Here is a 21,775-nt window from a genome sequence, read left to right on the forward strand (position 1 = left end):
GGCTAAAATTTTTGTTTTTGATCGGTAAAGTTAATTTTGAAGGTAGAGCCATTTTCTCGGTCTAAATCAAGGGTGCCTTGAAGCTGTCTGGTTAAATTACAGACTAATTGTAATCCTAATGATTTTGTTTTACGAAAGTCGATATCAGAGGGCAACCCAGACCCGTCATCCTGCACGACTAGAAGATAGCGATCGTTTGTTTCCGCAGAGAGCGCAATACTAATTTGACCAAACTTCTCAGTAGAAAAAGCGTATTTCAAGGAGTTAGAAACGAGTTCATTAATAATCAGACCACAAGGGATCGCGGTGTCAATACTCAGCCGAACATCTTCAACAGTGAGATTGAGAGAAACGGCTCGTGAACTAATGGAATAAGATCGAAATAAATCATTCACTAGACTCCGAATATATTCTGCGAAATCTGTTTTTGCTAAATCCTCTGATTGATACAACTTTTCATGAATTAAGGCCATTGCCCGCACTCGATTTTGGCTTTCCTTAAAAACTTCTAGAATACGATCGTCTTTAATGTACCCGGCTTGTAGTTTGAGCAAACTAGAGATAACTTGCAGATTGTTTTTAACGCGATGGTGAATTTCTTTGAGCATCACTTCTTTTTCTTGTAGCGATTCTCGAATTTGATTTTCGGCTCGTTTGCGATCGGTAATGTCAACGACTGACCCAATGATTTCAACCGGATGCCCCTGGCGATCGCGCAGTAGTTTCATTCCATCTCGTAGCCACCGATAAGACCCATCTTGGTGCAAAAACTGATATTCACAACTGACTTGCTCTGTGACAAAGAGTTGAGACATTTTGGTTAACACATTGGGCAGATTGTCGGGGTGAATGCGATCGATCCAAAAGTGCGGATCTTTGAGATATTGCCACACTTCATAGCCAAGTTGTTGGATGACATTTTCGCTAACAAAAGTGCAGGGTCGATTGCGATTGGGTTGACAAGTATAGATAACCGAGGGATTAGAAGAAAGCAGATATTTGAAGCGAGCTTGAGTGGCGAGTAAGGCTTTTTCGGCCCATTTACGATCGGTGATATCTCGTTGTAGGGCGACGTAGTGAGTCAGGTTTCCGGCGAGATCAACGATCGGGACAATGTTCAAATCTACCCAAAATTCAGAGCCGTCTTTGCGGTAGTTGAGCAGTTCGATTTGAATAGGTTTGCCGTGATTAAGAGCGTGACGAATTTTGTCTAACTGGACTCGATTACTTTTGGGCCCTTGTAGAATGCGCGGCGTTTTTCCTAACACTTCTTCGGCGCTGTAGCCTGTCGAAGCGGTAAATGCAGCATTCGTATAAATGATTTTGGGATTGTCAGAATTTGCGTCTGTAATAATCACCGAATCATTGCCATTGACGACTACAGATTCTAAAAGTCGCAATCGGTCTTCTGCGCGCTGGCGTTCTTGTTGGGCTTGGGCTTCTTGTAGGACGATCGACAAATAATCTGCAATCTCCATCAGCGTCGCCACTTCATAATCACTCCATTCACGAGGTTCGGGGGCATTAAAGCAGAGTAGCCCTAATTTTTGATTAGAGTGTTGCACCGGGACAGAGAGAATGGCGCAAGCCTTACGGGCCACCATCGAAGCGGCGATCGGGGACAAAAACGCCTCCTGAGTGACATCTTGAATGATGATCGGCTGACGGCGATCGATAATTTCTAGATAAGTGGGTGCCTGAGATAAGTCTTCGACCATTCCCTGCAAGGTCGGCATCGTTTCTGGCTGTACCGAGTGGACGGCTGTGAGCAATCCATCATCGATCACCCCATACAAAACGCGCAGTGTCTTAAAGTAGCGGCCAATTTGTTGAATGGTTGATTCAATGACTTGCTCGACTGACAATCCTGCTGTGATTCCAGTTGTGATGCTATTTAGCAATCGTAGACAGATTTGGCTTTCTCGTAGACTTTGTTCAATTTGTTTGCGTTGAGCGATTTCTTGCTGTAGCTGCTCATTGGTGCTTCGGAGTTCTACAGTCCGTTCTTCTACTCGAATTTCAAGTCTTTCTTTAGCGTTGCGTAAAACTGATTCGGCTCTTTTCTGTGCAGTGATATCGGTAGCGACTCCAATTAAGCCCACAACCTGATCTTGTTTGTCTCTCAGTGGCGTTGCGCGAGTGTCATAAATTACGCCGTTAACCTCGATCGTCAGACTACCCTCAGACCCCGCCAGCACTTGTTGCGCTGCTGTTAACAACTCTGGATGGTCTTGGTATAATTCAAACATAGATCGCCCGACGACTTCGCCTGACTTGCGCCGAATTGCACTCAGACCTTTGCCTTCAGAAAGGGTAAAAATGCCGTTACGATCGAGGGCATATAAAATCGTTGGCGTATTGGTGACGACGGTTCGCAGCAGTTTTTCTCGTTCTGCTAGTGCGATTTCTGCCCGTTTTGCTTCTGTGATATCTCGGCAGCTAATAACTCGCCCAATGATCTGATCGTCCAGTCGCTGAGGTTTTGAATAGCGCTCAAACACTCGACCATCTTTGAGTTCTAAAATAATTTGACTTTCGAGATTGGGCTGCTCAAATTCTGCTTTTAATTGATGTAAAAAAACATGGGAATTTTGCAACTGGTCGATCGCTTTTTCTAATAGTTCTTGCTCACTATCTAACGATTCGACTAGCCCCCACTGCTCAGAAAATTTGTGGTTAAAGTTGAGAATATTGCCGGAGATGTCGATCGCTAAAATTCCGTCGGCTGTGGCTTCTAAAGTGGTTTGTAGTAAACAGAGCGATTGTTCTAAATTGGCGCGTGTGCGTCTGCGTTCGGTAATGTCGGTGATCATCGCCAATACGCCTTTGTAGGTGCCCTGGGTAAAGATGGGTGTGGCAGAGACGATCGCCCACAAATCAGCCCCATTTTTGCAGAGAAACTTACAGTCGTGCTGTCCCTGATCACCCTGACGCAGACGATCCAAACACTGGGCCGCGATCGCTTGTCCTTCTGCATCCATAAAGTCAAACAGCGACTTACCCAGCATTTCTTCGACGCTGTAGCCCAACATCTGAGCGAGTCTGCCATTCGCAAAGCTGGTTTTTTCTGCTGTATCTAAAACCCAAATTCCCTCAGTGGCGGTTTCAATAATCCGGCGATATCGTTCCTCACTTTCCTGGAGTGCGGGTTTGGATTGGCTAATTTCTGCCTGCAACTGGGCGATCGTGCTTCCAATTTCTGCTAGATACGATCGCACCTGCTGCACCTGCGAATCGGGGAAAGAAGCCGTCTCAATCCACTGGTCGATCGCTTGCTGCAAGGCGGTGAATGGTGGCGAATCGGGCAATTGCATGATCTCGTCGGCAGGGTTCGTGAAGACATTAGGACTTGGCTTTGAATTTCCGGTCGGCTGTCCCGGTCGGCTGTCCCCGAATATTAAGGATTTTCCGCAACTCTTTGAAGTTCAAGGGTAGTGTTCCCTGCATAATGGGATCTGCAACGGTATTGTCACTTAGCTACTTTTCTCTTCTGGCTATGTAGTTCTCTCTATGGTTTATCGGTTGCTCAAAAACTTTTGATTAAGCCCCTCACAAATTTACTGATGGAAGCCGTTCTAAAAAATCTGGTCGGAGAAGCTGGTGTTTGTCCCTGGGACAGTCTGGAGGCGACGCAGCGATCATCCCTTTCTCAAGCGGCTCCGGGAAGTACGATCGCCTATGTCGTCTATCCCCACAACTCAACAGAATTGGCGGCTGTCATAACCTGTGCGGCCGAAAATGGCTGGCGAGTCTTGCCCTGTGGTGGTGGGAGTAAATTGGGCTGGGGCGGACTAGTACAAGGCGTGAATTTGGTGGTCAGCACTCAACGGCTCAATCGAGTCATCGACCATGCGATCGGGGATTTGACCGTGACGGCCGAGGCAGGTTTGTGCTTTTCAGACTTACAAACTGTGTTGGCTAAGGCGGGACAATTTTTGGCGATCGACCCCAGTTATCCCGATCGCGCCACATTGGGAGGCATCATCGCGACGGCTGACACAGGCTCTCTACGACATCGCTACAACAGTGTGAGAGACATGCTTTTGGGCGTTTCGTTTGTTCGCAGTGATGGGCAGATCGTCAAAGCGGGCGGGCGAGTCGTCAAGAATGTAGCAGGCTATGACTTGATGAAGCTGCTGACTGGATCTTATGGAACGTTGGGCATCTTGACGCAGGTGACGTTTCGCGTGTATCCGATTCCAGAAGCCTCTCAGACCGTGGTATTGGCGGGCGACAGAGACAAAGTTGCTCAAGCAACCCAAACCCTGATCAACTCTGCGTTAGAGCCGTCCGCGATCGACCTGCTCTCCAGTCAGACCATGAAAACTTTAGAACTGGGTTCAGACGTGGGGTTAGCCGTCCGGTTTCAGAGCATTGGTGCCAGTGTCAAACAGCAAGCCGCGCAGATGGTAGCGTTAGCCACCGCCTTGGGATTGTCTACGACCCTTTACGCTGAGTCAGCAGAAGCCATTCTATGGCAACGATTAGCTCAACAAATGCCTATGGCTGCCCAGTCCGACACGATCGCCTGCAAAATAGGAGTCAGACCATCTGAAGCGGTCGCTGTTCTCAGTCAAATCGAGGAAAAGTTAAATAGTGCAATTGCCCTGATTCATGCCGGAAGTGGAATCGGCTTTTTGGTGTTAGACAGTGCCGTGACCCGATCGACGCAAATTTTGGAGGTACGATCGATCTGTGAAGCTGCGGGTGGCTATTTGTCTCTTCTGCAAGCGCCGATCGCGTTCAAACAGCAGATGGAGGTTTGGGGCTATTCGGGTAGTGCGATCGAGGTGATGAAAAAAATCAAGCAGCAATTTGACCCTTCGGCACGCTTAAGTCCTCACCGTTTTGTAGGCGGTATTTGAAAAATAGAATTAGAATGCAAACGTTTGAACCCTCCACAAATTCTGAATCCTCTGAATCGACGGCCGCAAGATTTCTAGGCTTTGACCCCAATCAGCCGCCTGATCCTACCCTGATCGATAGCTGTGTTCACTGTGGATTTTGCTTATCGACCTGTCCGAGCTATCGCGTGATTGGCAAAGAAACCGATTCGCCGAGAGGTCGGATTTATCTGATGGATGGCGTGAATGAAGGTGAAATTCCGCTTTCTCCGGCAACGGTGCAGCATTTTGACTCGTGTTTGGGCTGTCTGGCTTGTGTGACGACCTGCCCATCGGGCGTGCAATACGACAAATTGATTGCGGCTACCCGTCCTCAAGTCGAACGCAACCACGATCGCCCCCTTCCCGAAAAGCTTTTGAGACAACTGATTTTCTCGGTGTTTCCCTATCCTCAGCGAATGCGGGTCTTGTTGCGACCGTTGGGGCTGTATCAAAAATCGGGTCTGCAAAAAATGGTGCGATCGCTCGGTTTTCTCAAGCAGATTTCACCTCAGTTGGCGGCGATGGAGTCGATGTTGCCTAAGATCGCGCCCCAGGCGTTTGTGGATACGATTCCGACCTTTATTCCCGCTGACGGAGAAAAGCGCTATCGAGTCGGGATGCTGTTGGGCTGTGTGCAGCGATTATTTAACCCAGATGTCAATGATGCGACGGTGAGAGTGTTGACAGCAAACGGCTGCGAAATTGTCGTGCCCAAATCTCAAGGGTGTTGTGGGGCGCTGTCTCATCACCAGGGGCAAGAAGATCAGGCGAAAGTCTTTGCTCGTCAGATGATCGACAGTTTTGCTAACACGGGTGTAGATGCGATCGTGATCAATGCGTCGGGCTGCGGTCACACGCTCAAAGAATACGCCCACATTTTGCAAGACGACCCAAACTATTCCCAAACGGCTAAAGAATTTGTCAGCAAAGTCAAAGATGTTCAAGAATTTCTCGCAGAGGTGGGGCTGACGGCCAAACTTTCTCCGCTTCAAGACAAGCCATTAGTGATGGTTTATCAAGATGCCTGTCATATGCTGCACGGACAAAAGATCAGTCTGCAACCTCGCCAATTATTAAAACAAATTCCCGGTGTGCAATTGAGAGAACCGATCGATGCTGCGCTCTGTTGTGGAAGTGCAGGGGTATACAACATTCTCCAACCTGACGTAGCCGAAGAGTTGGGTCGCCAAAAAGTTGAGAACTTGACCAATACCAAAGCGCAAATTATCGCGTCGGCCAACATCGGTTGCTATGTACAAATCACCAAACATTTAGAACTACAACACAAAACAATCCCTGTTTTACATCCAATGCAGTTGTTGGACTACTCGATTCGGGGTATTCAGTTACCAAAGGATTAAATTCATGAGTGATAACGAGTCATAAAAAATGGATGCCTCCACAGATAGATCTTATTAAGAAATAAATCTCTCACAAGATAAGTAGGTTTTGAGAAATCAACCTTCTACAGTTGAAGCACATTCCTGTAGAAACTTTGGTCGTGAGCATTTATATCCTTGAACTCCTGGTAATTGGGTTATTGCTGTTGATGGTGACGCTGGGGTCGGGGTGGATTGCTCGTTTGCCGCTCTCCTATGCACTCATCTATCTCATTGTTGGAATTGTTCTCAGTCCCTATGGATTTAATCTGATTCAAATTCGCCCGGAGACAGAATTTTTAGAACGAGTTGCTGAATTTGTAGTATTGATTTCTCTGTTTAGCTGCGGCCTGAAAATGAATCGCCCCTTGCGGCTTTGGGCGTGGAATTCGACCGCTCGACTAATTGGATTTTTGATGCCCATCTCGATTTTTGCGTTGGCAGCGATCGGTCACTGGGTTCTCAAAATGGATTGGGGGCCAGCGATTCTCTTGGGTGCAATCTTAGCCCCAACTGATCCGGTTCTCGCGTCTGAAGTGCAATTGGATGACCCAAACGATCGCGACGAACTCAGATTTGGTCTCACGTCTGAAGGCGGACTCAACGACGCGCTGGCCTTTCCGTTTGTCTATTTTGGACTGCGATCGCTCAAAGACCCTAACTGGGACAACTGGTTTAAAGAATGGGTGGCGATCGATTTGCTTTGGGCGATCTTTGCCGGATTGGTCATGGGCTACCTGGTTGCTAGAGTGATTCGATGGGTCGATCACAAGCTGCAACGAGTGCAAACAGTGGATGAGTTGATGGAGGATTTCGTCGCATTAAGTATCGTTTTAATCAGCTACTCGCTCACCGAAATTATTAATGGCTACGGTTTTTTAGCCGTCTTTGTCGCGGGTGTGACGATGCGCCGCCGTCGCGATCTTGATAAATCCATTTCACAACTACACTTCATCGAGCGTCTCGAAAAACTATCAGAAATTGGGACGATTCTTCTGCTGGGTTCTCTGTTGCGTGTTGAACCAATGCTGCGCTTTGCGGGAGATGCTTTTATCGTGGCAGGGGCGCTCTTTTTGGTGATTCGTCCGGTGGGTGCCTGGCTGAGTACGATCGCCCTTCCTGGTCACCCGGCTACTCGCTGGCTCTATGGCTGGTTTGGCATTCGCGGCGTTGGTTCGATTTACTATCTCGCGTATGCACTCGGCTCTGGACTAAAAGGTGATACCGGAGAACGCATTGCCTGGATTACGTTTATTACGATCGTTCTTTCGGTGATCTTGCACGGTGTGACCGCAACGCCTCTCATGAAGTGGTACGAACGCAACGTCGAAGGGAATACCACACTAGAAGAAGATCCTGCACAACATGAAAGAGATGTAGAAGGGGCATAAAAATTATACAAAGATGAACCCAAACAGCCGCTCAACTTAAATTAATACAACATCCAATTCAACGTGTTAATTGTGAATTTGATTGTTAATTGTGAAGTTAATTGTTAGTTGTGAATTTGATGGTGAATTTCCCCCTGTGTTGTTGAGAACCTCTGCCCCCCAACCCTCGAATTCTGGGGAAACTTTCAGACAAGATTTCCGGTTCAATGTCCTTGCTGAGATCCTTCGCCCCCTAAATCCCCCAAAGCTGGGGGACTTTGAGTTGTCGTCCTGGCTTTGAACTTTGGAAATCTTTCCTTTGTCAAAGTCCCCCAGAATGGGGGATTTAGGGGGCTGAAGCCGACTGAAACGAAGCGACAACGACTTGTGTCTACACGGTAGCCTAGTAAGGCGGGGAGCTAGAGAATCCCACCTTTATAAGTGGGTATGAGGGGGGAAGCCGTAGGCAGAGGGTAGAGAATCTGTGGCAATGGAAGATCAAAGTGATATTAGCGGGAATCGGTCTGCCACACTCTTAAGATACCCACACTCTTAAGATACAAAGGGAAACTTGGAGCGACAACCGGAGCGCAGAAATCTATCAAATTCACGTTAAATCAAGGGCAATTAGTAGCGAAAGACTGCCGCGACAGGGGCATCATCGGGCACTTTTTCCGGTTCGACCGCGTAGACCGTTCCGCCATGAAAAATGGTTTGAATCGCGGCTGCATTGAGCAGATCTTCATCGCCAGGCTGAGCATCGTTGTGCATTTCAAGCTCCATTGAATCAGGATCAAAATGTCCCCATCTTTGCACACCCACCGGAACGAAAAGCTGTTCTACACGACCATAAAACGCGCCTTGAATCACTTCATCTAAATTGTTTGATCCTTTGCCAGCCGCGATCGACTCATGATAGTAATCGATCGCTTTTTGCTGGTCTGTTTCAAACTGCGGCTCTACGATCGCCCAAGCTTCTGCATGAAGTTCTTGGGGGGTTTGCTGCTTTGTATTGTGTTGGATTCCTTCTTCAACAATGAAATTGTAGGTGTTTGCTTCGTGATAAATGGGCAGCAAATAGTTAACACCTGCTAAAACAAGAGGCGATCGCCGATTGCGAAAAAAGTCGTGCAGCGCTCTATCAACCAGGTGAAAATATTGCAGCAGATCTTCCTTGACGTTTTCGCGCTCGCCTCCCTGTCCGTGATATGAGCCACCACCTTGTAAGGCTGCACGACCTGCACCACCGCCCTGTCGCCGCTGTTCATCTTTGGCCGTCTCGTCATACTGCAACGCTTCATCCATGTGCTTGGGCAAGCCTTCGATTTCAATTTCACGAGTAATGCCGTAGCGGTTGCCCTCCACAAGACGCACGTCGCGCTGACCCAGGGTGAGAATATAAAAGCGATCGTCTCCACTCAACAGGGGAATTAATGGCTTGAGATGAAAGCGATCGCTCACGATGACCAGTTCTATCAGGTTGATCGGCACGCGATAATAACGGAAAAATCTCTCTGCAATAAACAAAGCTAAACCTGCGTTTTGATTCTGCCAAAATTCATCGTTATCCAACGCGATCGCGGGCTGAAGAAGTTGACCTGCATCAGTCGGGCGCAATCCATATTTTTCTAATTCTGCTTCTGCCTGTCGAATTAGGTTCTTAAAACGGAGAGTGTTTTGCTGAGTTTCTGAACCAAGCTGCACAGTCGGCATGTAGATTGACACACATAATCCTTGCGGCTGTTCGACAAGTTCTTTCAGTTCTTCGATCGAAAGAAAGCTCATATGATTAGGGTGAAAATTAACGAGAGATAAATGTGAATTACTCACACAAAAATCGTAAAAATCTTTTTAAGCCGAAGCCCCTGCCCAATGGTAGAAAACAAAGGTAGAGAAGCAGCCCGATCGTCTAGAAGCCTAATTGAACGTGAATTCGATGAGAGTTTTTTCGCTTCGTTGTTCACGGCTTCTGCCCCCCAACCCCCCAATTTTGGGGGACTTTCAGAGAGGAATTCTGGTTCAAAGTCCCTCACTCGTGGGGGATTTAGGGGGCGTTCCTGGATCTAAAACCGAAGCGAAGCGTTCATCGAACTGACGTTAATTGACTGACGAAACTTTTTGCTTGGCGGTTAAAACCGCAGCTATAAAAACAAAATCCACCGTCGCGGCATTAACAAACCCCTGGCTGGAGCTAGTCTGCGAAGGCGGACTTCGTTCTTTTAGGCGCGAATTCTATTCGCCAGCGCCCAGGCCTTGTCCCTCTTCTTCAATTCGATGCTGAATTGTAATGCCTCGACTCTGCATGACTTGTTCAAACAAGTCGGTCGATAACGCTTGCTCGATCGCCCATACGCCCGGTTTTTTTAACTGCCCAGATAGCAACAATTCCACGACGGTTCCGGTGCCGACTCCTGCGGCGATCGCGGTATCAGAATGGGTCAATGTCGAATAACAGCGAGTCGGCTGACCATTTTTAGTGCCAATCACTTCTGAACGAATCGCTACGCCAATGCCGCTAAAGCGATCGGTGACATCGGTCATAAAGTGGCTGACATAGGACAAAAATTCAATCACGGCTGAATTGCGTAGCCAGCTTGGATGCCACCAGCGCGCTACACTCCAGGTCAGATAATTGTAGAAGCGGGGCACCGTCGCAAACTTGGTAATCACTGTTTTGACGGAAAAAGTATCCGGTAATGTAAAAGCTTCTGGCATATCAAACCAGTAAACGCCAATTTTTCCATAGGGTTCAGGAAACTCGACGACTTCGCGATCGCTGTAGGGTTTGACCGACCGCCATTCGCCATTCATCCAGGCCTCAAAGGGTCGCTGTAGCCCCAAAAAAGTCGTTCTCATCACCGTCACGCCTGCCCCACCAGACCCAGAGACCACATAGCTGAGATGAATCGTTTCTGCCTCATCTAACTGCTCAACGCCCTGCCGCACCATACTATTGGAGATGCCTGGAAAGATGCCCGTATTGATCACGGCGGTGACTCCAGCGGCTTCGGCCTGAGTGCGATATTCGAGAGCTTTGCGCGTAAAGGAAGGATGATCGCTAACATCAACATAGCTGACTCCATGTTCAATACACAGCCTCAACACAGTGGCATCGCGATAGTGAAATGGGCCCGCACAGTGGACGACCACATTGACAGCAGAAATCGCTTTTTGCAAGGTGGTTTGATCGGCGAGATCGACCGTGAGAAATCGTACTCGATCGCCCAACAATTCGCTTTTGTGTTCGCCTTTTGTGAGATTGCGTCCGGCGATCGTCACCTGCGCCTGGGTGTGCGCCAACAAATCGGCTGCAACTTTACTGCCCACTCGTCCACTGCCACCGAGAATTAAAACTTGGTCTGTCATGCGATCGTCCGGTTCACAATTTTTTAGATGAGAGAGTTTCGCAAAATGCTCTCTGGCGAGTCAGGAATGCTGCTGCCCTCAATTATTTTCCCCGATTTTGAGCCACTACTTCTGCTTTAACACGGAGCCAAAGGTAGATTTCAAGGATTCTGTTGCATCTCGTAATGTTTGCACGATCGGCTGTTGAGCATGAATAAAAACTCTCGCACAATTGCGTCCTGGCATTCCTGAAATCGAGCCACCGGGATGGGTTCCGGCTCCTGTGAGAAACAGTGCGTCGATCGGAGTCTTATAGTTGGCCAATTCTGGCAACGGACGGAAAAACACCATTTGATCAAGCGTCATATCAATGTGATAGTAATTTCCTTTGAGTGCGCCCAACCGTTCGCCTAACTCTGCGGGACTTTCGACTCGACGAGCGATCGTGGCTTTCTTCAAATTTGGCGCGTATTCAGCCAGTTTATCGAGACAGCGATCGGCCACTTTATTCTTCAAATCATCTGTCCAACCTGTGCCATTGAGTCCAGTTCCTTCTGCGCCTTCAATTTGGTAGGGGGCAAAGAATTCGATCCACAAAGTGTGCTGGCCGTCGGGTGCCATTGTCGGGTCGAGCATCGTCGGCTGAACAACATACATCGAGGGATCGGCATCAGGAATTCGACCGATCGCGGGTTCCGTGTGAGCAATCTCGACATGTTTAACGGAATCAGCAATGAGAATAGAACCGATCGTATAGTCGTCACGGTGATTGTAACGCTCAAATCTCAAAGGCTCTGATAACGCGCAATCAATTTTGAGAATGGTTTCGTTGTTATTAACGATTCGCCGCTCTAATCGCTCGCGCAATTCCGGAGAAGCCGCATCGACATCACTGTGATCCATGAGATTTAGAAACAATCGCTTCGCATCGATATTAGAAATTACGCCTTTTGTAGAACGATATTCCTGCCCATTAGACATGCGAACGCCAACCGCACGACCATCATCAACGAGAACCTGTTTGACCTTTTGATCGGTGAGAATTTCGCCCCCCAAACTTTTGACCAACTTGACCAACGCCTGCACCAGTGCGCCTGTTCCACCTTTGGGCCGTGCCATTCCAGGATGGTGTCGCATCGCCATCATCATCGCCCCGATCGCTAAATTCTTTTGAGAAGGAGGCGCACCCAATTCACAGGCCAATCGAGCCAGGGGCGCTTTGACAATCTCCTCATCAAACCATTCATTGAGAATATCTTCGGCGCTCGTCAACATATTGCGAACAAAATCCAGCACCTTATTTGACGATCCTACAACGGACAACAAATCCTTGATTTTAGGAATATCGTAGTTGCCGAGAATATCAATGACTGATTTGGGCGGTGCATTAAACATCGGCACCATTGCATTCACTGCCCGTTGCCAATAGCTTGTAAATTCTGCATATTTTTGAGCATCGCGATCGCTATATCGCGCAATTTCTGCACAGGTTTTCTCGACCGATTGATGCGCCAAAAAATACTTACCATCGGGATGCGGACAAAACACAACCGGATCGCAAAATAGATATTCCAATCCATACTTTTCCAGTTCTAATTCCTGCACAACCGGGCCGAGGTGAATAAACTCATGGTCGATCGCACATAAATTAAATTTAAACTCCGGCGTTTCAGGAATGACTGCTTCGGTTGTGGCGGCTCCTCCGGGCACCGATCGCTTTTCTAGCAGCAACACTTTATATCCTGCCTTCAACAAATAAGCCCCGCAGACCAGCCCGTTGTGTCCCGCCCCAATGATAATCACGTCATACATACGATCGCTCCCTCCTATTGCTTCTCAAGACCAGAGACTAAAGACTAGAAATACTTCCTCATCCCTCATCCCTCATCCCTCATTCCTCCCCTACTCCTCCAGTCAGATTATTGCGTATCCTGAGTAACTTTTCCCTTCAGTCGTGAGAAGGATGAATCGATCGCCCGTCTGCGCGATGGTTATATCTGAACGCAATGCCGATCCTCTATCAATTAATTGGAGAATGAAAAATGGTAATGACCCTTGATGATACCAAGCGCATGGCGATCGGGATGAAACTCGCCGATATGAAAGCGCTGTTGGAGCTATTGATCTCTAATGAACAAAAGTTTATTTCGGCAGTTAGCGATCAAGATATTGTCGATCGCTTTAGAGACATGCTGAAAGATGATCAAAAAAACTTAGGCATTCTTGAAACCGTCATCATTCAATATGGCGTTAAGTCTGAACCTAAAGACGCGATCACTCAAATGATCAGCAAGCTTGATGAGTTGATGTCGGGTTCTGAACTCACCATTTACGAAAAAGTCTTCCAACATGAATTGCTCAAGCATCAAGTGGTGATGAGTGGTCTGGTGGTTCACAAAGCGGCTCAAAAAGTGGGTGCTGACGTAGAAGCTGCGATCACTCCCCTCAATACCGTCAACTTTGAAGAACGCGCTCACCAAGAGCAACTTAAAGGTGTTCTAGAAGTGTTAGGCGTTCGTGAACTCACTGGGCAAGAAGCCGATCAAGGTCTTTGGGCACGGGTTCAAGATGCGGTTGCGGCTCTGACAGGCGTTGCGGGTAGTGTCGTGACTCAAACCTCTGACAAGTCTGATATGAACCTTCAGGATGTGATCCGGATGGATCACCAAAAAGTCAACACTTTGTTCATGGAGATCAACCAAACCAAAGATCCTCAGAAACGTCAGGAATACTTTGGTCAGATCTACAAAGATCTCAATGCCCACTCTCGCGCTGAAGAGGAAGTTGCCTACCCTGCGGTGCGTGGCAGATATCCTGAAGCCGACCTCAAGGAACTCTATGATGAGCAAGCTGAGATGAAGGTGTTGATGGATCAGATTCGATCGATGAATCCTGCTTCTGATGAATTCCTAAACGCTGTCAATCGCCTAAAAGACATTGTGATGGATCACGTTCGCCAAGAAGAAAGCACCTATTTTGGGGCGATCCGCGACAACTTCAGCAGCGACGAAAGCGAGCAACTCGCCACTCAGTTTAAAGCTGCTAAGAGCCGCATTCAAGATGAAATGTCTTCTTCGATGAAGTAGGACGATGAATTAGAAATGACTTGCACTCTGCACTCGATTTGAACTATTCAGAGTCTAACTATTTCTCACAATAACTTTCGGGATAGCGAACTCAAGGAGGGTCAAAAATGGCTCTCCTTTTTTATTGGGTTATTTGTGGCTAGTCTTGCTCGCGTTCGATGAAGCTCTTTCGCTTGGATGTTTAAATCTTCTGCCCCCAAGCTGCTAATTTTAGGAGAATTTCAAGCAAGCGTTCTGGCTCAAAGTTCCTCACAATCATACGTCGTAGAAATTATTCAACTCGACGTTCTTCTAAAATGGGATTGATGTTTAACGATTAATAGCTACGGTTTGTCTAAATGCAGCAATTGAGGTGAGATGTGAAAAAAGGCGGCGAGTTCGTTGGCTTGACGATCGCTGATTTTGCGTTGATGATTCAAGATTTCGAGAACGATCGCTTCACTGCCTAAAATTGGAGCCAGACTTTGGGTGCAAGTTTTGCTTACTCTATGAATCGGCGTTCTTCTACAATGAGATTGGCGTTCAGCGATCGACGTTCCATCATGAGACAAACCATTGAAATCTCAGATCATCTGGCAACCCAAATTGAGCAATATTTGCAGAAGCATCCCGAAGTTACACTGTCTGATCTGATCGAAACAGCGTTAGAACAAAAGCTGACGTTGAGTGCTGAGGATGAGTCGCCTGAGTTGATTGATTGGATGCGTCGAGAGGTGGCAATTGGGGCAGAGCAAGCCGATCGACAAGAGTTTAGCAAACAAACGCTAGATGAAATTAAAGCTGAAGTGTCATTGGAGCATCAACAGCGCGGACAAGTAAGAGACAATGCCGCAATATAAGCTAACCATCCAGGCAGAGCAAGATTATCGAGACATTTTGAGCTTTACGCTGGATAAGTGGGGAGTCAATCAGTTTGAGAAGTATGCCACGCTTCTTGATAAGACGTTCGATCGTCTCGCTGGAATGCCAGGACTGGGGAATCGACGAGATGACATTCGACCAGGCTACTACCGATATCATATGGGGAGACACTACATCTTCTATCGAGTCGTACAAGAGGGGATCGAAGTTGTTCGTATTTTGGACGATCGTCGAGAATTTGGAGAGCAGCTATTTCCGACATAAGTTATTGATGCTAAGTATCAGATTCGTGAAACGCTAATGTTGTTGTAGAAGATAGCGCTGTAACAACACTTCAGGAAATGCTAAGATTAGCTCGTGCTACAGATCACAAGCCTCTATACGAGAGAAGATGCCCATCTTTACTCCCCCACTTACCCAAACTACTCTACCTCCGGCAGGCAAGTGTGCCTCCAAAGCAGAGGTATCAGGAGTTGCTTCAACGTACTCTTGGTTTTGCATCCATCCGACTTGATTGCAGAACTTTTCCCAACTGCCTTTGTGATACTGACCATCTGGTGTATTACCCGTCTCAATATAAATTTGCTTTTGCACGCTAAATCCAAATCGTCCGCCACTGAATTTTACCCATAACTGATCAATGATGTAGATGTCGTTACAAGGAAATCTCCGAATGTCTTCTTTATTCAGATATCCTTTCTCTTTCTGCTTTGCAACTTCTAGCATTACATCGAATGTTTCTTGATCAGCTTCCTCCCACCGTCCGTTTGAGAGATAGTTTTGCAGCGATCGATAGCGCTCAGGTATGACAGTCCGTACCACTCGCAGAGCATTACCTGGGCGATCAAGGGAATTTGTATGAGAAATCAAGTTGTTGTGATCGGGCGCTCTTTGCAATTCCTCAACAGTTGGTAAGCGGTAGTCATACACCGTATCGCTTGATCGCAGAGGTGCATAGGTTGATGACCATGCACAAAACCACCGTGCATCTTGCCAACTGATACCTGTTACGGGTTGATTTACTGCATCGCTTTGCCACATGGGGAGTTGCAGGATCATTGCTTGTGAGTGAAATTGTCCGGTGGTTTGTGCTGTGAGAAAGAGTTGATACTCGCCACAAGTGATGTAATTGGGATCGATTTGGGTTTTGTCGTCGATCACAATTAATCTACGAAACCGTTCTTCGAGTCGCACTTTTGCCCTGAGTTCGTCCGTTAAGTTTGCCTTTGCCAATGCTTCAGATAATTGGTTTCGCAGTGCTGCATCAGCTTTGCTATTTTCCACAACGATCATTCGTCGTGCCAAAATCAATCCATATTCAGTGCGACTTTCTAATGCAACTTGAACAAACTTTGTCGCACCCTGCAACGCCGCATAGAAGCAAATGACTTCCTTCCAATCGGGATTGTGAAACTGCTCGATCAACACTGCCTCCTGATTTTGCTGGCTGAGTTCAACCGCAGCTAGATACTCCTGAAAAGTTTTGTGCGTGAACTGATAGAGATTGCTTTCGCCACCCGCCAACAGCCCCGCAATGTCTTGAATTTCTTGCAAAAACTTCTTAGTCGTGAGCGTCCCATCCGGCCCTAGCTCAGACAACTTGACTTGAATCCACTGCGCGGCTTGAGTTGGGGTAAACTGCGTCACATTCTGCTGGGTCAGATTTACTGCCAAAATTTGCAGCACCGCTTGATTGTCTTCAGCAGATTTGAGGGTTAGCTGAGTTTCCCGTCGGTTGGGACGAATCTCTAACAGCGTTTTGAAAATCTCTTGATAAAGCGTGACTCGACGAGTCGGAAGTGCAATCGACACCTGATGCGTAATCGCAATGATCGTCACCAAAAGCGGATTGTTAGCCAACTCATTGAGCGCTGGATTTTGGGCGAGTTGATTGATCAGCGCGATCGCACTTTCTTGAGCGTCCGACTCAGTTTGCGCCTCAACTTGATGGCGATCTAGTCGTTTCGATTCTACTTGCGTTTGACTTCGCTCTAGAGCAGGCTGCCAATAGTCTTCCTCACGAGCGTGATACCACTTGTGAATAAAATCTGATTTCTGTTCTCGATTAAAATCACGAATCCCGACCTGCCGCATTCCGTCAAACAACGTGCTGTCATAGCCGTGGGGTCGAGATGTGAGAATCAACGGTGTCGGGTAGTTTTGCATTTGCCAATTTGCCCATCGGCTCACCTTCTCGCGCTGACCATCGGGCACCTCATCCAAGCCATCCAGCATGATCAGACACTTTCCCTGCTGCAATTGCTCTTTGAACCACTGACTCGACGTTCTCAACTCCTCACATAGCGGCAATCGTCGAACTTGATCAGTGATCAAATCGGGTAATGTAGGCGATCGTTCATCTTGAATTTGGGTGTAAATTGACCGCAGCAACAACAACACCGGAATCAACCTTTGGGCACGATGTTCTCGATAAGATGTGTTTGCATAGTTGAGAGTCAGAAATCGCGTCAGCGTCGTCTTGCCATAACCCGGATCAGCCACGATCGCCAATCGACAAACCTGACTTTCTAGACGATCGACGTTTGGCAACAGATCCCAAATGCTTTTGATGCGGTCAACCTGAAACGCCTTTGTGGGGTCAGAATTCAATCGAACGGGCACAAAAACTTTCTCTAACGGCAAAGGCTTTAAGTAGCCCTTCACCCCTTCAATCTTTAACTTATCGCAGTAGGCTTTGAGCGCTTCAAGATACTTTTTCTCAAATCCAGACGCTTGACTAAAAACGCTTTCGCTTTTCCTGACGGCTGCATTGCCCATCTGATCCAACCCTTCTTCAGCCCGCTTGTGGACAGGTTGCATCAGCTTCACCACATACCCCGCCCCTAACGCAAAAGCCGCCGAAATCATCGCCTTGGGCAGATCGCTCTCTCTAAAAAACGACCACAGCGCATTCGCGCCACCCCCCGCCACGATCGCTTTAAGAATAATATCTGCAACCTGCTCCGATCGATTAGGCGACTTTGACTCAGACGACGTTTTTGCTGAGGACGATTCTTCAGACATGGCTTTTTCTACCGAAGGCGATCTCCTTGAGATACCCGCAAGGGGTCGCTTCTCATACTAACCTGTGTCTTTTTATATTGTGGCGAAAGCAGGATTTAAGGAATCACACGCTAATTTGATGTTCAGTCTCTCCCATTCGATTGTGAGCGTATCCAACTCAATTGTCAGCCCGTCCGATTCGATTGTCAGCCCGTCCGATTCGATTGGCAGTCCGTCTTATTCGATTGTCATTCGCGCTCATTCGATTGTCAGCCCGTCCCATTCGATTGGCAGTCCGTCTTATTCGATTGGCAGACGCTCACTTTGAATTCACCCGATCGCACAAGCTTTGTCAAGAGAGCTTATTGACTCCGCAGCGCATCCCGAAAAGCCATCACCGCGTCGTGTTGATCAGGAATCATTACACATTGAGTCAGCAGTTCCAAATCTAACTCTGGAAGAAACTCACTTTGAGAAATCTGCTCATACTGGTCTTCTCGCAGACGATGAATTATAAGATTACCTTTGCGCCATACCCACACTTCAGGCACTTCTAGCCCACGATAAATCTCTAACTTATCCAGCAAACCGCTGGTGATGATGACTTCGATCGCAATATCAGGGACTTCCTTTATAGAACCAATGCAGTAACATTCATCAGGTTCTAGTCCTCGTTCTTTTGCTTGTTTACGATAGGTTGTAGACCCTAGACCATAGACTCGAAGATTGACCTCTAATACATAAAGCTCTAGCAATCGAGCAAGCGTTTTTTTGACCCCTTCATGTTCATCAGACGGCATAAATAGTTCAAGATTTCCCTGCAAATAAAACATGTGTAAGCCAGAATGACTCTCATCAAGGAGCGATCGCAGCGTTTCGTACTGCTCCCATGTCACATTAGACAGGAGGAATCGTTGCTCTTTAACTGCTTGCGCTTGCTCTAGTTCTAGATTCACTTTGGCCTCCGACCTAACATCGTAATTAAGACAATAGAACTTCTTCAGCAACGGGTAACTCTAGCGGAGCAACGGGTAACTCTAGAGGAATGTTTTCTGCTTGCTCAGGTTCACTCACTAACTTGACACCCAATTGCAATGGTTCTTCTTGTGGTTTGGGTAAAGCATCAAATTGTTGTACAGGGGCAGGAGGTTGCGTTGGTGTAGAAGGTTTAAGTCGATCGACCGCCTGCTTGACAAACATCTGTAAGAATGAAATTCTCTGATTTTGCTGAAAGACGGTTTCTAGAACTTGTTGGAGACGATCTCTCTGAGTGACCCCAAAGGGGTCGCGCTTCACAGGTTCCCCCGCCGCTTCGCCCTCAAAGTATTCAATTAGCGTCAAGCCAGCCAGTCGGGTTAAATAAGCCGCACTCACTCCCTGCATCAAGCCCCCCGCCACATAAGTCACCATATTGGTTTTGAGAATGGCCGCGATCGCCTGCGTCGAAACTTCCACCAATCCCAATTTCATCATCAGGCCCGCCATTGTACTCGCCACGGTTTTTGCCTGAGAGAGGGAGAATTTTTGTTGATATAAACTGCCTAAATCCATCACCATTTGCACATTGATTGCCGCCGTCGCCAGCAGATCCAATGCGGGAAAAGGATTCGCAAACGTGGTCGTCGCTACTATCCATTGGGACTGATCAATTACAGGTAAAGCCCGATCGCGCCGTACCTGATTCAAAGCTTTTTTGGCTTCAGTTCTCAACTCTTTTGCATTGCCAAGCGAACTCGCTAATACAAGCTGTTGACCTTCGTGTAATAGAATCTCATTAAGCCGATCGACCAGAGGTGCAATTTGAAATCCGCGCTGCTCAAGCCATTCATTAATCGTGCCATCTGATTCGTGTCGCCGGACTTTGACAGGTTGTGGGCAAGTTGCGATCGCGACTACATCTAACTCACTCAACATTCCCTGCGATCGCTGTCTGAGTTGATGCAAAATTGCCTGCTGTTCTTCGGGCAAATACTGATCTTGTTTATTAAAAACTAGAATGATGCGCTTGTGAGCGGCTGCCAGTTTTTGCATTGCCTGAAACTCAGTTGCTGTTAAATCGCCATTGGTGATGAATAAGATCAGGTCAGCCGATCGGGCCCGCTTCCAGGCAGTCTGTTCGGCAATGATGCCCTCTGCGGAAAACAGTTCCGGTGTGTCTTCGAGCGTCAGTTGCGAAAGGTTAGCCGCCCAATGCGCTTTTAATAACTGGGTCAGCGTGGTTTTGCCCACCGACTTACCGCCCATCACCGCCAACCGAATCTGATCGCGATGCAAATCAGCCGCAATTTGATGAATCTGCGATCGCAACTCTGACAATTGTTGGGCGCTACCGTCGATCGTCAAATCCTGCACTTCAGAGGCTAGTTGATTGACCACCCCTTCGGCTTCTGATAGGGCCGTTTTTACCGTTGTCAAATTCATGGGAACTGCTGCTTTAGAGACAGTCGTCAAACTAGACTGAAACTTGAGAAACAACCAGGCAATTCCACTGCCCAACACGATCGCAGGTGTCCAGTCGCCCATGCTACTCAGGCTTTCTAGCAACCAGGTCAACAGAGCCAAACCGACACCACCTAAAATCAGCGATCGCTGCAACTGAACCGTCATATCAGGCAAACTTTCAGACTACTGACTTCCAGGATAGAACAAACTTTCGCCCCTGAACCAAACCTGGCACACAGGCCCTTCAAGAGGATGAGGGAGAACTTCGTTCCGCTGCGCGAGGAGGGATGAAAGAATTGCTTTTGTGGGTTCAGGGTAATTATAGATAGCAAATAGATAGCAAAAAGCCCTGGAACTTTCTAGAACCAAGGCTTTTCGTTTTATTTGGTGGCGGGGCATGGATTTGAACCATGGACCTTCGGGTTATGAGCCCGACGAGCTACCAGACTGCTCTACCCCGCGTTATTTCCAACTCATCTAATGTAGCAGCTATTGTTGTGATTTGACAAACTTATTTTCAAAATTGGATGAATCTCCATTAGCAAGGCAGTATGAAAGAGGCTCAAATGCCAGCCTGAAGCCGTCATCTCAAACAGCTTGCTCGATCTCTACCCCTGATAACCCGCATGGATATTCTGATTGTTGAAGATGAAGCCGAAATCGCCCAACTGATTCAGCTTTATCTCGAAAAAGAAGGCTTCTCGTGTCGCACCTGCCGCGATGGATTGACGGCCCTTCAGATCTTTCAAGACCAAAAGCCCGATCTGATTATTCTCGATTTGATGATTCCTGCGTTAGACGGTCTAGAAGTCTGCGCTCGAATTCGGCAAAAACCGGGCAGCAAAGATCCGTATATTCTGATGTTGACCGCACGAGGCGAAGAACTCGATCGCATCATTGGGCTTTCGACTGGGGCAGACGACTATATGGTCAAACCCTTTAGCCCCAAAGAGTTGGTGGCCCGCGTCCGGGCGCTTCTCAGAAGAACGCTGCGTCAGGGCGGACAAACCCAAAACTATCGCACCGCCAGCTTTATGGTTGACTTGGATCAGCGATCGGCCACCCGCCACCTCAACGACCAATCAGAACCCCTCGATCTGACCACCCTCGAATTTGATCTGCTGTCCACGTTTATGAGCTACCCCGGCCGCGTGTGGAATCGGACGCAACTAATCGACAAGCTGTGGGGCGACAATTTTTTTGGAGATGAGCGCGTTGTCGATACCCACGTTGCCCGCCTACGCAAAAAAATCGAACCCGATCCCGCCAATCCCACCTTTGTCAAAACCGTGATCGGGGTCGGCTACAAATTCGAGGATTCAGCCCTTAACGGCTCTCCCTAAAAGACCTTCATCCCTCATCCCTCATCCCTCATCCCTCATCCCTCATCCCTCATCCCTCAT

15 protein-coding genes and 1 tRNA gene are annotated in these 21,775 nt (G+C 47.7%); 7 read left to right on the forward strand and 9 right to left on the reverse strand.

Annotated elements, in window-relative coordinates; all coding sequences use genetic code 11:
- Window positions 1-2: 2 nt before the first annotated feature.
- The gene (locus ACJ2PR_RS22555) at window positions 3-3,314 is read right to left on the reverse strand and encodes a PAS domain S-box protein (RefSeq protein WP_446878635.1); all 3,312 of its coding nucleotides are present in this window, start codon (window positions 3,312-3,314) and stop codon (window positions 3-5) included.
- Between the two features lie 249 nt (window positions 3,315-3,563).
- On the opposite strand from ACJ2PR_RS22555, the gene ACJ2PR_RS22560 reads away from it, so the two are divergent.
- The 3 genes from ACJ2PR_RS22560 to ACJ2PR_RS22570 all read left to right on the forward strand — a co-directional run bounded on the left by ACJ2PR_RS22560 (window position 3,564) and on the right by ACJ2PR_RS22570 (window position 7,656).
- A complete protein-coding gene (locus tag ACJ2PR_RS22560) occupies window positions 3,564-4,865 on the forward strand; it encodes an FAD-binding oxidoreductase (protein WP_446878636.1) in 1,302 nt (433 codons plus the stop codon).
- Between the two features lie 14 nt (window positions 4,866-4,879).
- Window positions 4,880-6,247 (forward strand): glycolate oxidase subunit GlcF, encoded by a 1,368-nt coding sequence (gene glcF / locus ACJ2PR_RS22565; RefSeq protein ID WP_446878637.1) that lies wholly within the window; start codon window positions 4,880-4,882, stop codon window positions 6,245-6,247.
- A 140-nt stretch (window positions 6,248-6,387) separates the two neighbouring features.
- Entirely contained in the window at window positions 6,388-7,656 is a 1,269-nt protein-coding gene (locus tag ACJ2PR_RS22570) for a cation:proton antiporter (RefSeq protein WP_446878638.1), read from the forward strand.
- Between the two features lie 606 nt (window positions 7,657-8,262).
- On the opposite strand, the gene ACJ2PR_RS22575 is transcribed toward ACJ2PR_RS22570, so the two are convergent.
- The 3 genes from ACJ2PR_RS22575 to crtO all read right to left on the reverse strand — a co-directional run bounded on the left by ACJ2PR_RS22575 (window position 8,263) and on the right by crtO (window position 12,792).
- Window positions 8,263-9,420: a baeRF3 domain-containing protein gene (locus ACJ2PR_RS22575; protein WP_446878639.1), complete on the reverse strand. Its 1,158-nt coding sequence runs from the start codon at window positions 9,418-9,420 to the stop codon at window positions 8,263-8,265.
- 447 nt (window positions 9,421-9,867) lie between these two features.
- Complete coding sequence (locus ACJ2PR_RS22580; protein ID WP_446878640.1) at window positions 9,868-11,001, reverse strand: saccharopine dehydrogenase family protein; 1,134 nt, start codon at window positions 10,999-11,001, stop codon at window positions 9,868-9,870.
- Between the two features lie 105 nt (window positions 11,002-11,106).
- Window positions 11,107-12,792, reverse strand: coding sequence for a beta-carotene ketolase CrtO (gene crtO, locus ACJ2PR_RS22585; protein WP_446878641.1), 1,686 nt, complete (start codon window positions 12,790-12,792; stop codon window positions 11,107-11,109).
- A gap of 230 nt (window positions 12,793-13,022) precedes the next feature.
- Between crtO and ACJ2PR_RS22590 the strand changes: the two genes are divergently transcribed.
- Window positions 13,023-14,066 carry a hemerythrin domain-containing protein gene (locus ACJ2PR_RS22590; RefSeq protein WP_446878642.1) on the forward strand — a complete coding sequence of 348 codons (1,044 nt, stop codon included), beginning with the start codon at window positions 13,023-13,025 and terminating at the stop codon, window positions 14,064-14,066.
- A 323-nt stretch (window positions 14,067-14,389) separates the two neighbouring features.
- Here ACJ2PR_RS22590 and ACJ2PR_RS22595 read toward each other — a convergent pair whose 3' ends face one another.
- Complete coding sequence (locus tag ACJ2PR_RS22595) at window positions 14,390-14,617, reverse strand: hypothetical protein (protein ID WP_446878643.1); 228 nt, start codon at window positions 14,615-14,617, stop codon at window positions 14,390-14,392.
- Here ACJ2PR_RS22595 and ACJ2PR_RS22600 point away from each other — a divergent pair.
- Window positions 14,609-14,905, forward strand: a complete 297-nt coding sequence (locus tag ACJ2PR_RS22600; protein WP_446878644.1) for a hypothetical protein — start codon at window positions 14,609-14,611, stop codon at window positions 14,903-14,905. The genes ACJ2PR_RS22595 and ACJ2PR_RS22600 overlap by 9 nt on opposite strands.
- A complete protein-coding gene (locus ACJ2PR_RS22605; RefSeq protein ID WP_446878645.1) occupies window positions 14,892-15,191 on the forward strand; it encodes a type II toxin-antitoxin system RelE/ParE family toxin in 300 nt (99 codons plus the stop codon). Before ACJ2PR_RS22600 ends, ACJ2PR_RS22605 begins: the two co-directional genes overlap by 14 nt.
- A gap of 96 nt (window positions 15,192-15,287) precedes the next feature.
- On the opposite strand, the gene ACJ2PR_RS22610 is transcribed toward ACJ2PR_RS22605, so the two are convergent.
- The 4 genes from ACJ2PR_RS22610 to ACJ2PR_RS22625 form a co-directional block, all read right to left on the reverse strand.
- Window positions 15,288-17,951 (reverse strand): GUN4 domain-containing protein, encoded by a 2,664-nt coding sequence (locus ACJ2PR_RS22610; RefSeq protein WP_446878646.1) that lies wholly within the window; start codon window positions 17,949-17,951, stop codon window positions 15,288-15,290.
- 341 nt (window positions 17,952-18,292) lie between these two features.
- The gene (locus ACJ2PR_RS22615; RefSeq protein WP_446878647.1) at window positions 18,293-18,886 is read right to left on the reverse strand and encodes a Uma2 family endonuclease; all 594 of its coding nucleotides are present in this window, start codon (window positions 18,884-18,886) and stop codon (window positions 18,293-18,295) included.
- 25 nt (window positions 18,887-18,911) lie between these two features.
- Window positions 18,912-20,537: a slr1306 family protein gene (locus tag ACJ2PR_RS22620; protein ID WP_446878648.1), complete on the reverse strand. Its 1,626-nt coding sequence runs from the start codon at window positions 20,535-20,537 to the stop codon at window positions 18,912-18,914.
- A gap of 220 nt (window positions 20,538-20,757) precedes the next feature.
- Window positions 20,758-20,834 (reverse strand) — tRNA-Met (locus tag ACJ2PR_RS22625).
- A gap of 164 nt (window positions 20,835-20,998) precedes the next feature.
- Between ACJ2PR_RS22625 and ACJ2PR_RS22630 the strand changes: the two genes are divergently transcribed.
- On the forward strand, window positions 20,999-21,715 hold the full coding sequence (locus ACJ2PR_RS22630; protein WP_446878649.1) for a response regulator: 717 nt from the start codon (window positions 20,999-21,001) through the stop codon (window positions 21,713-21,715).
- Window positions 21,716-21,775 lie beyond the last annotated feature (60 nt).

This window comes from Phormidesmis sp. 146-33, assembly GCF_052939515.1.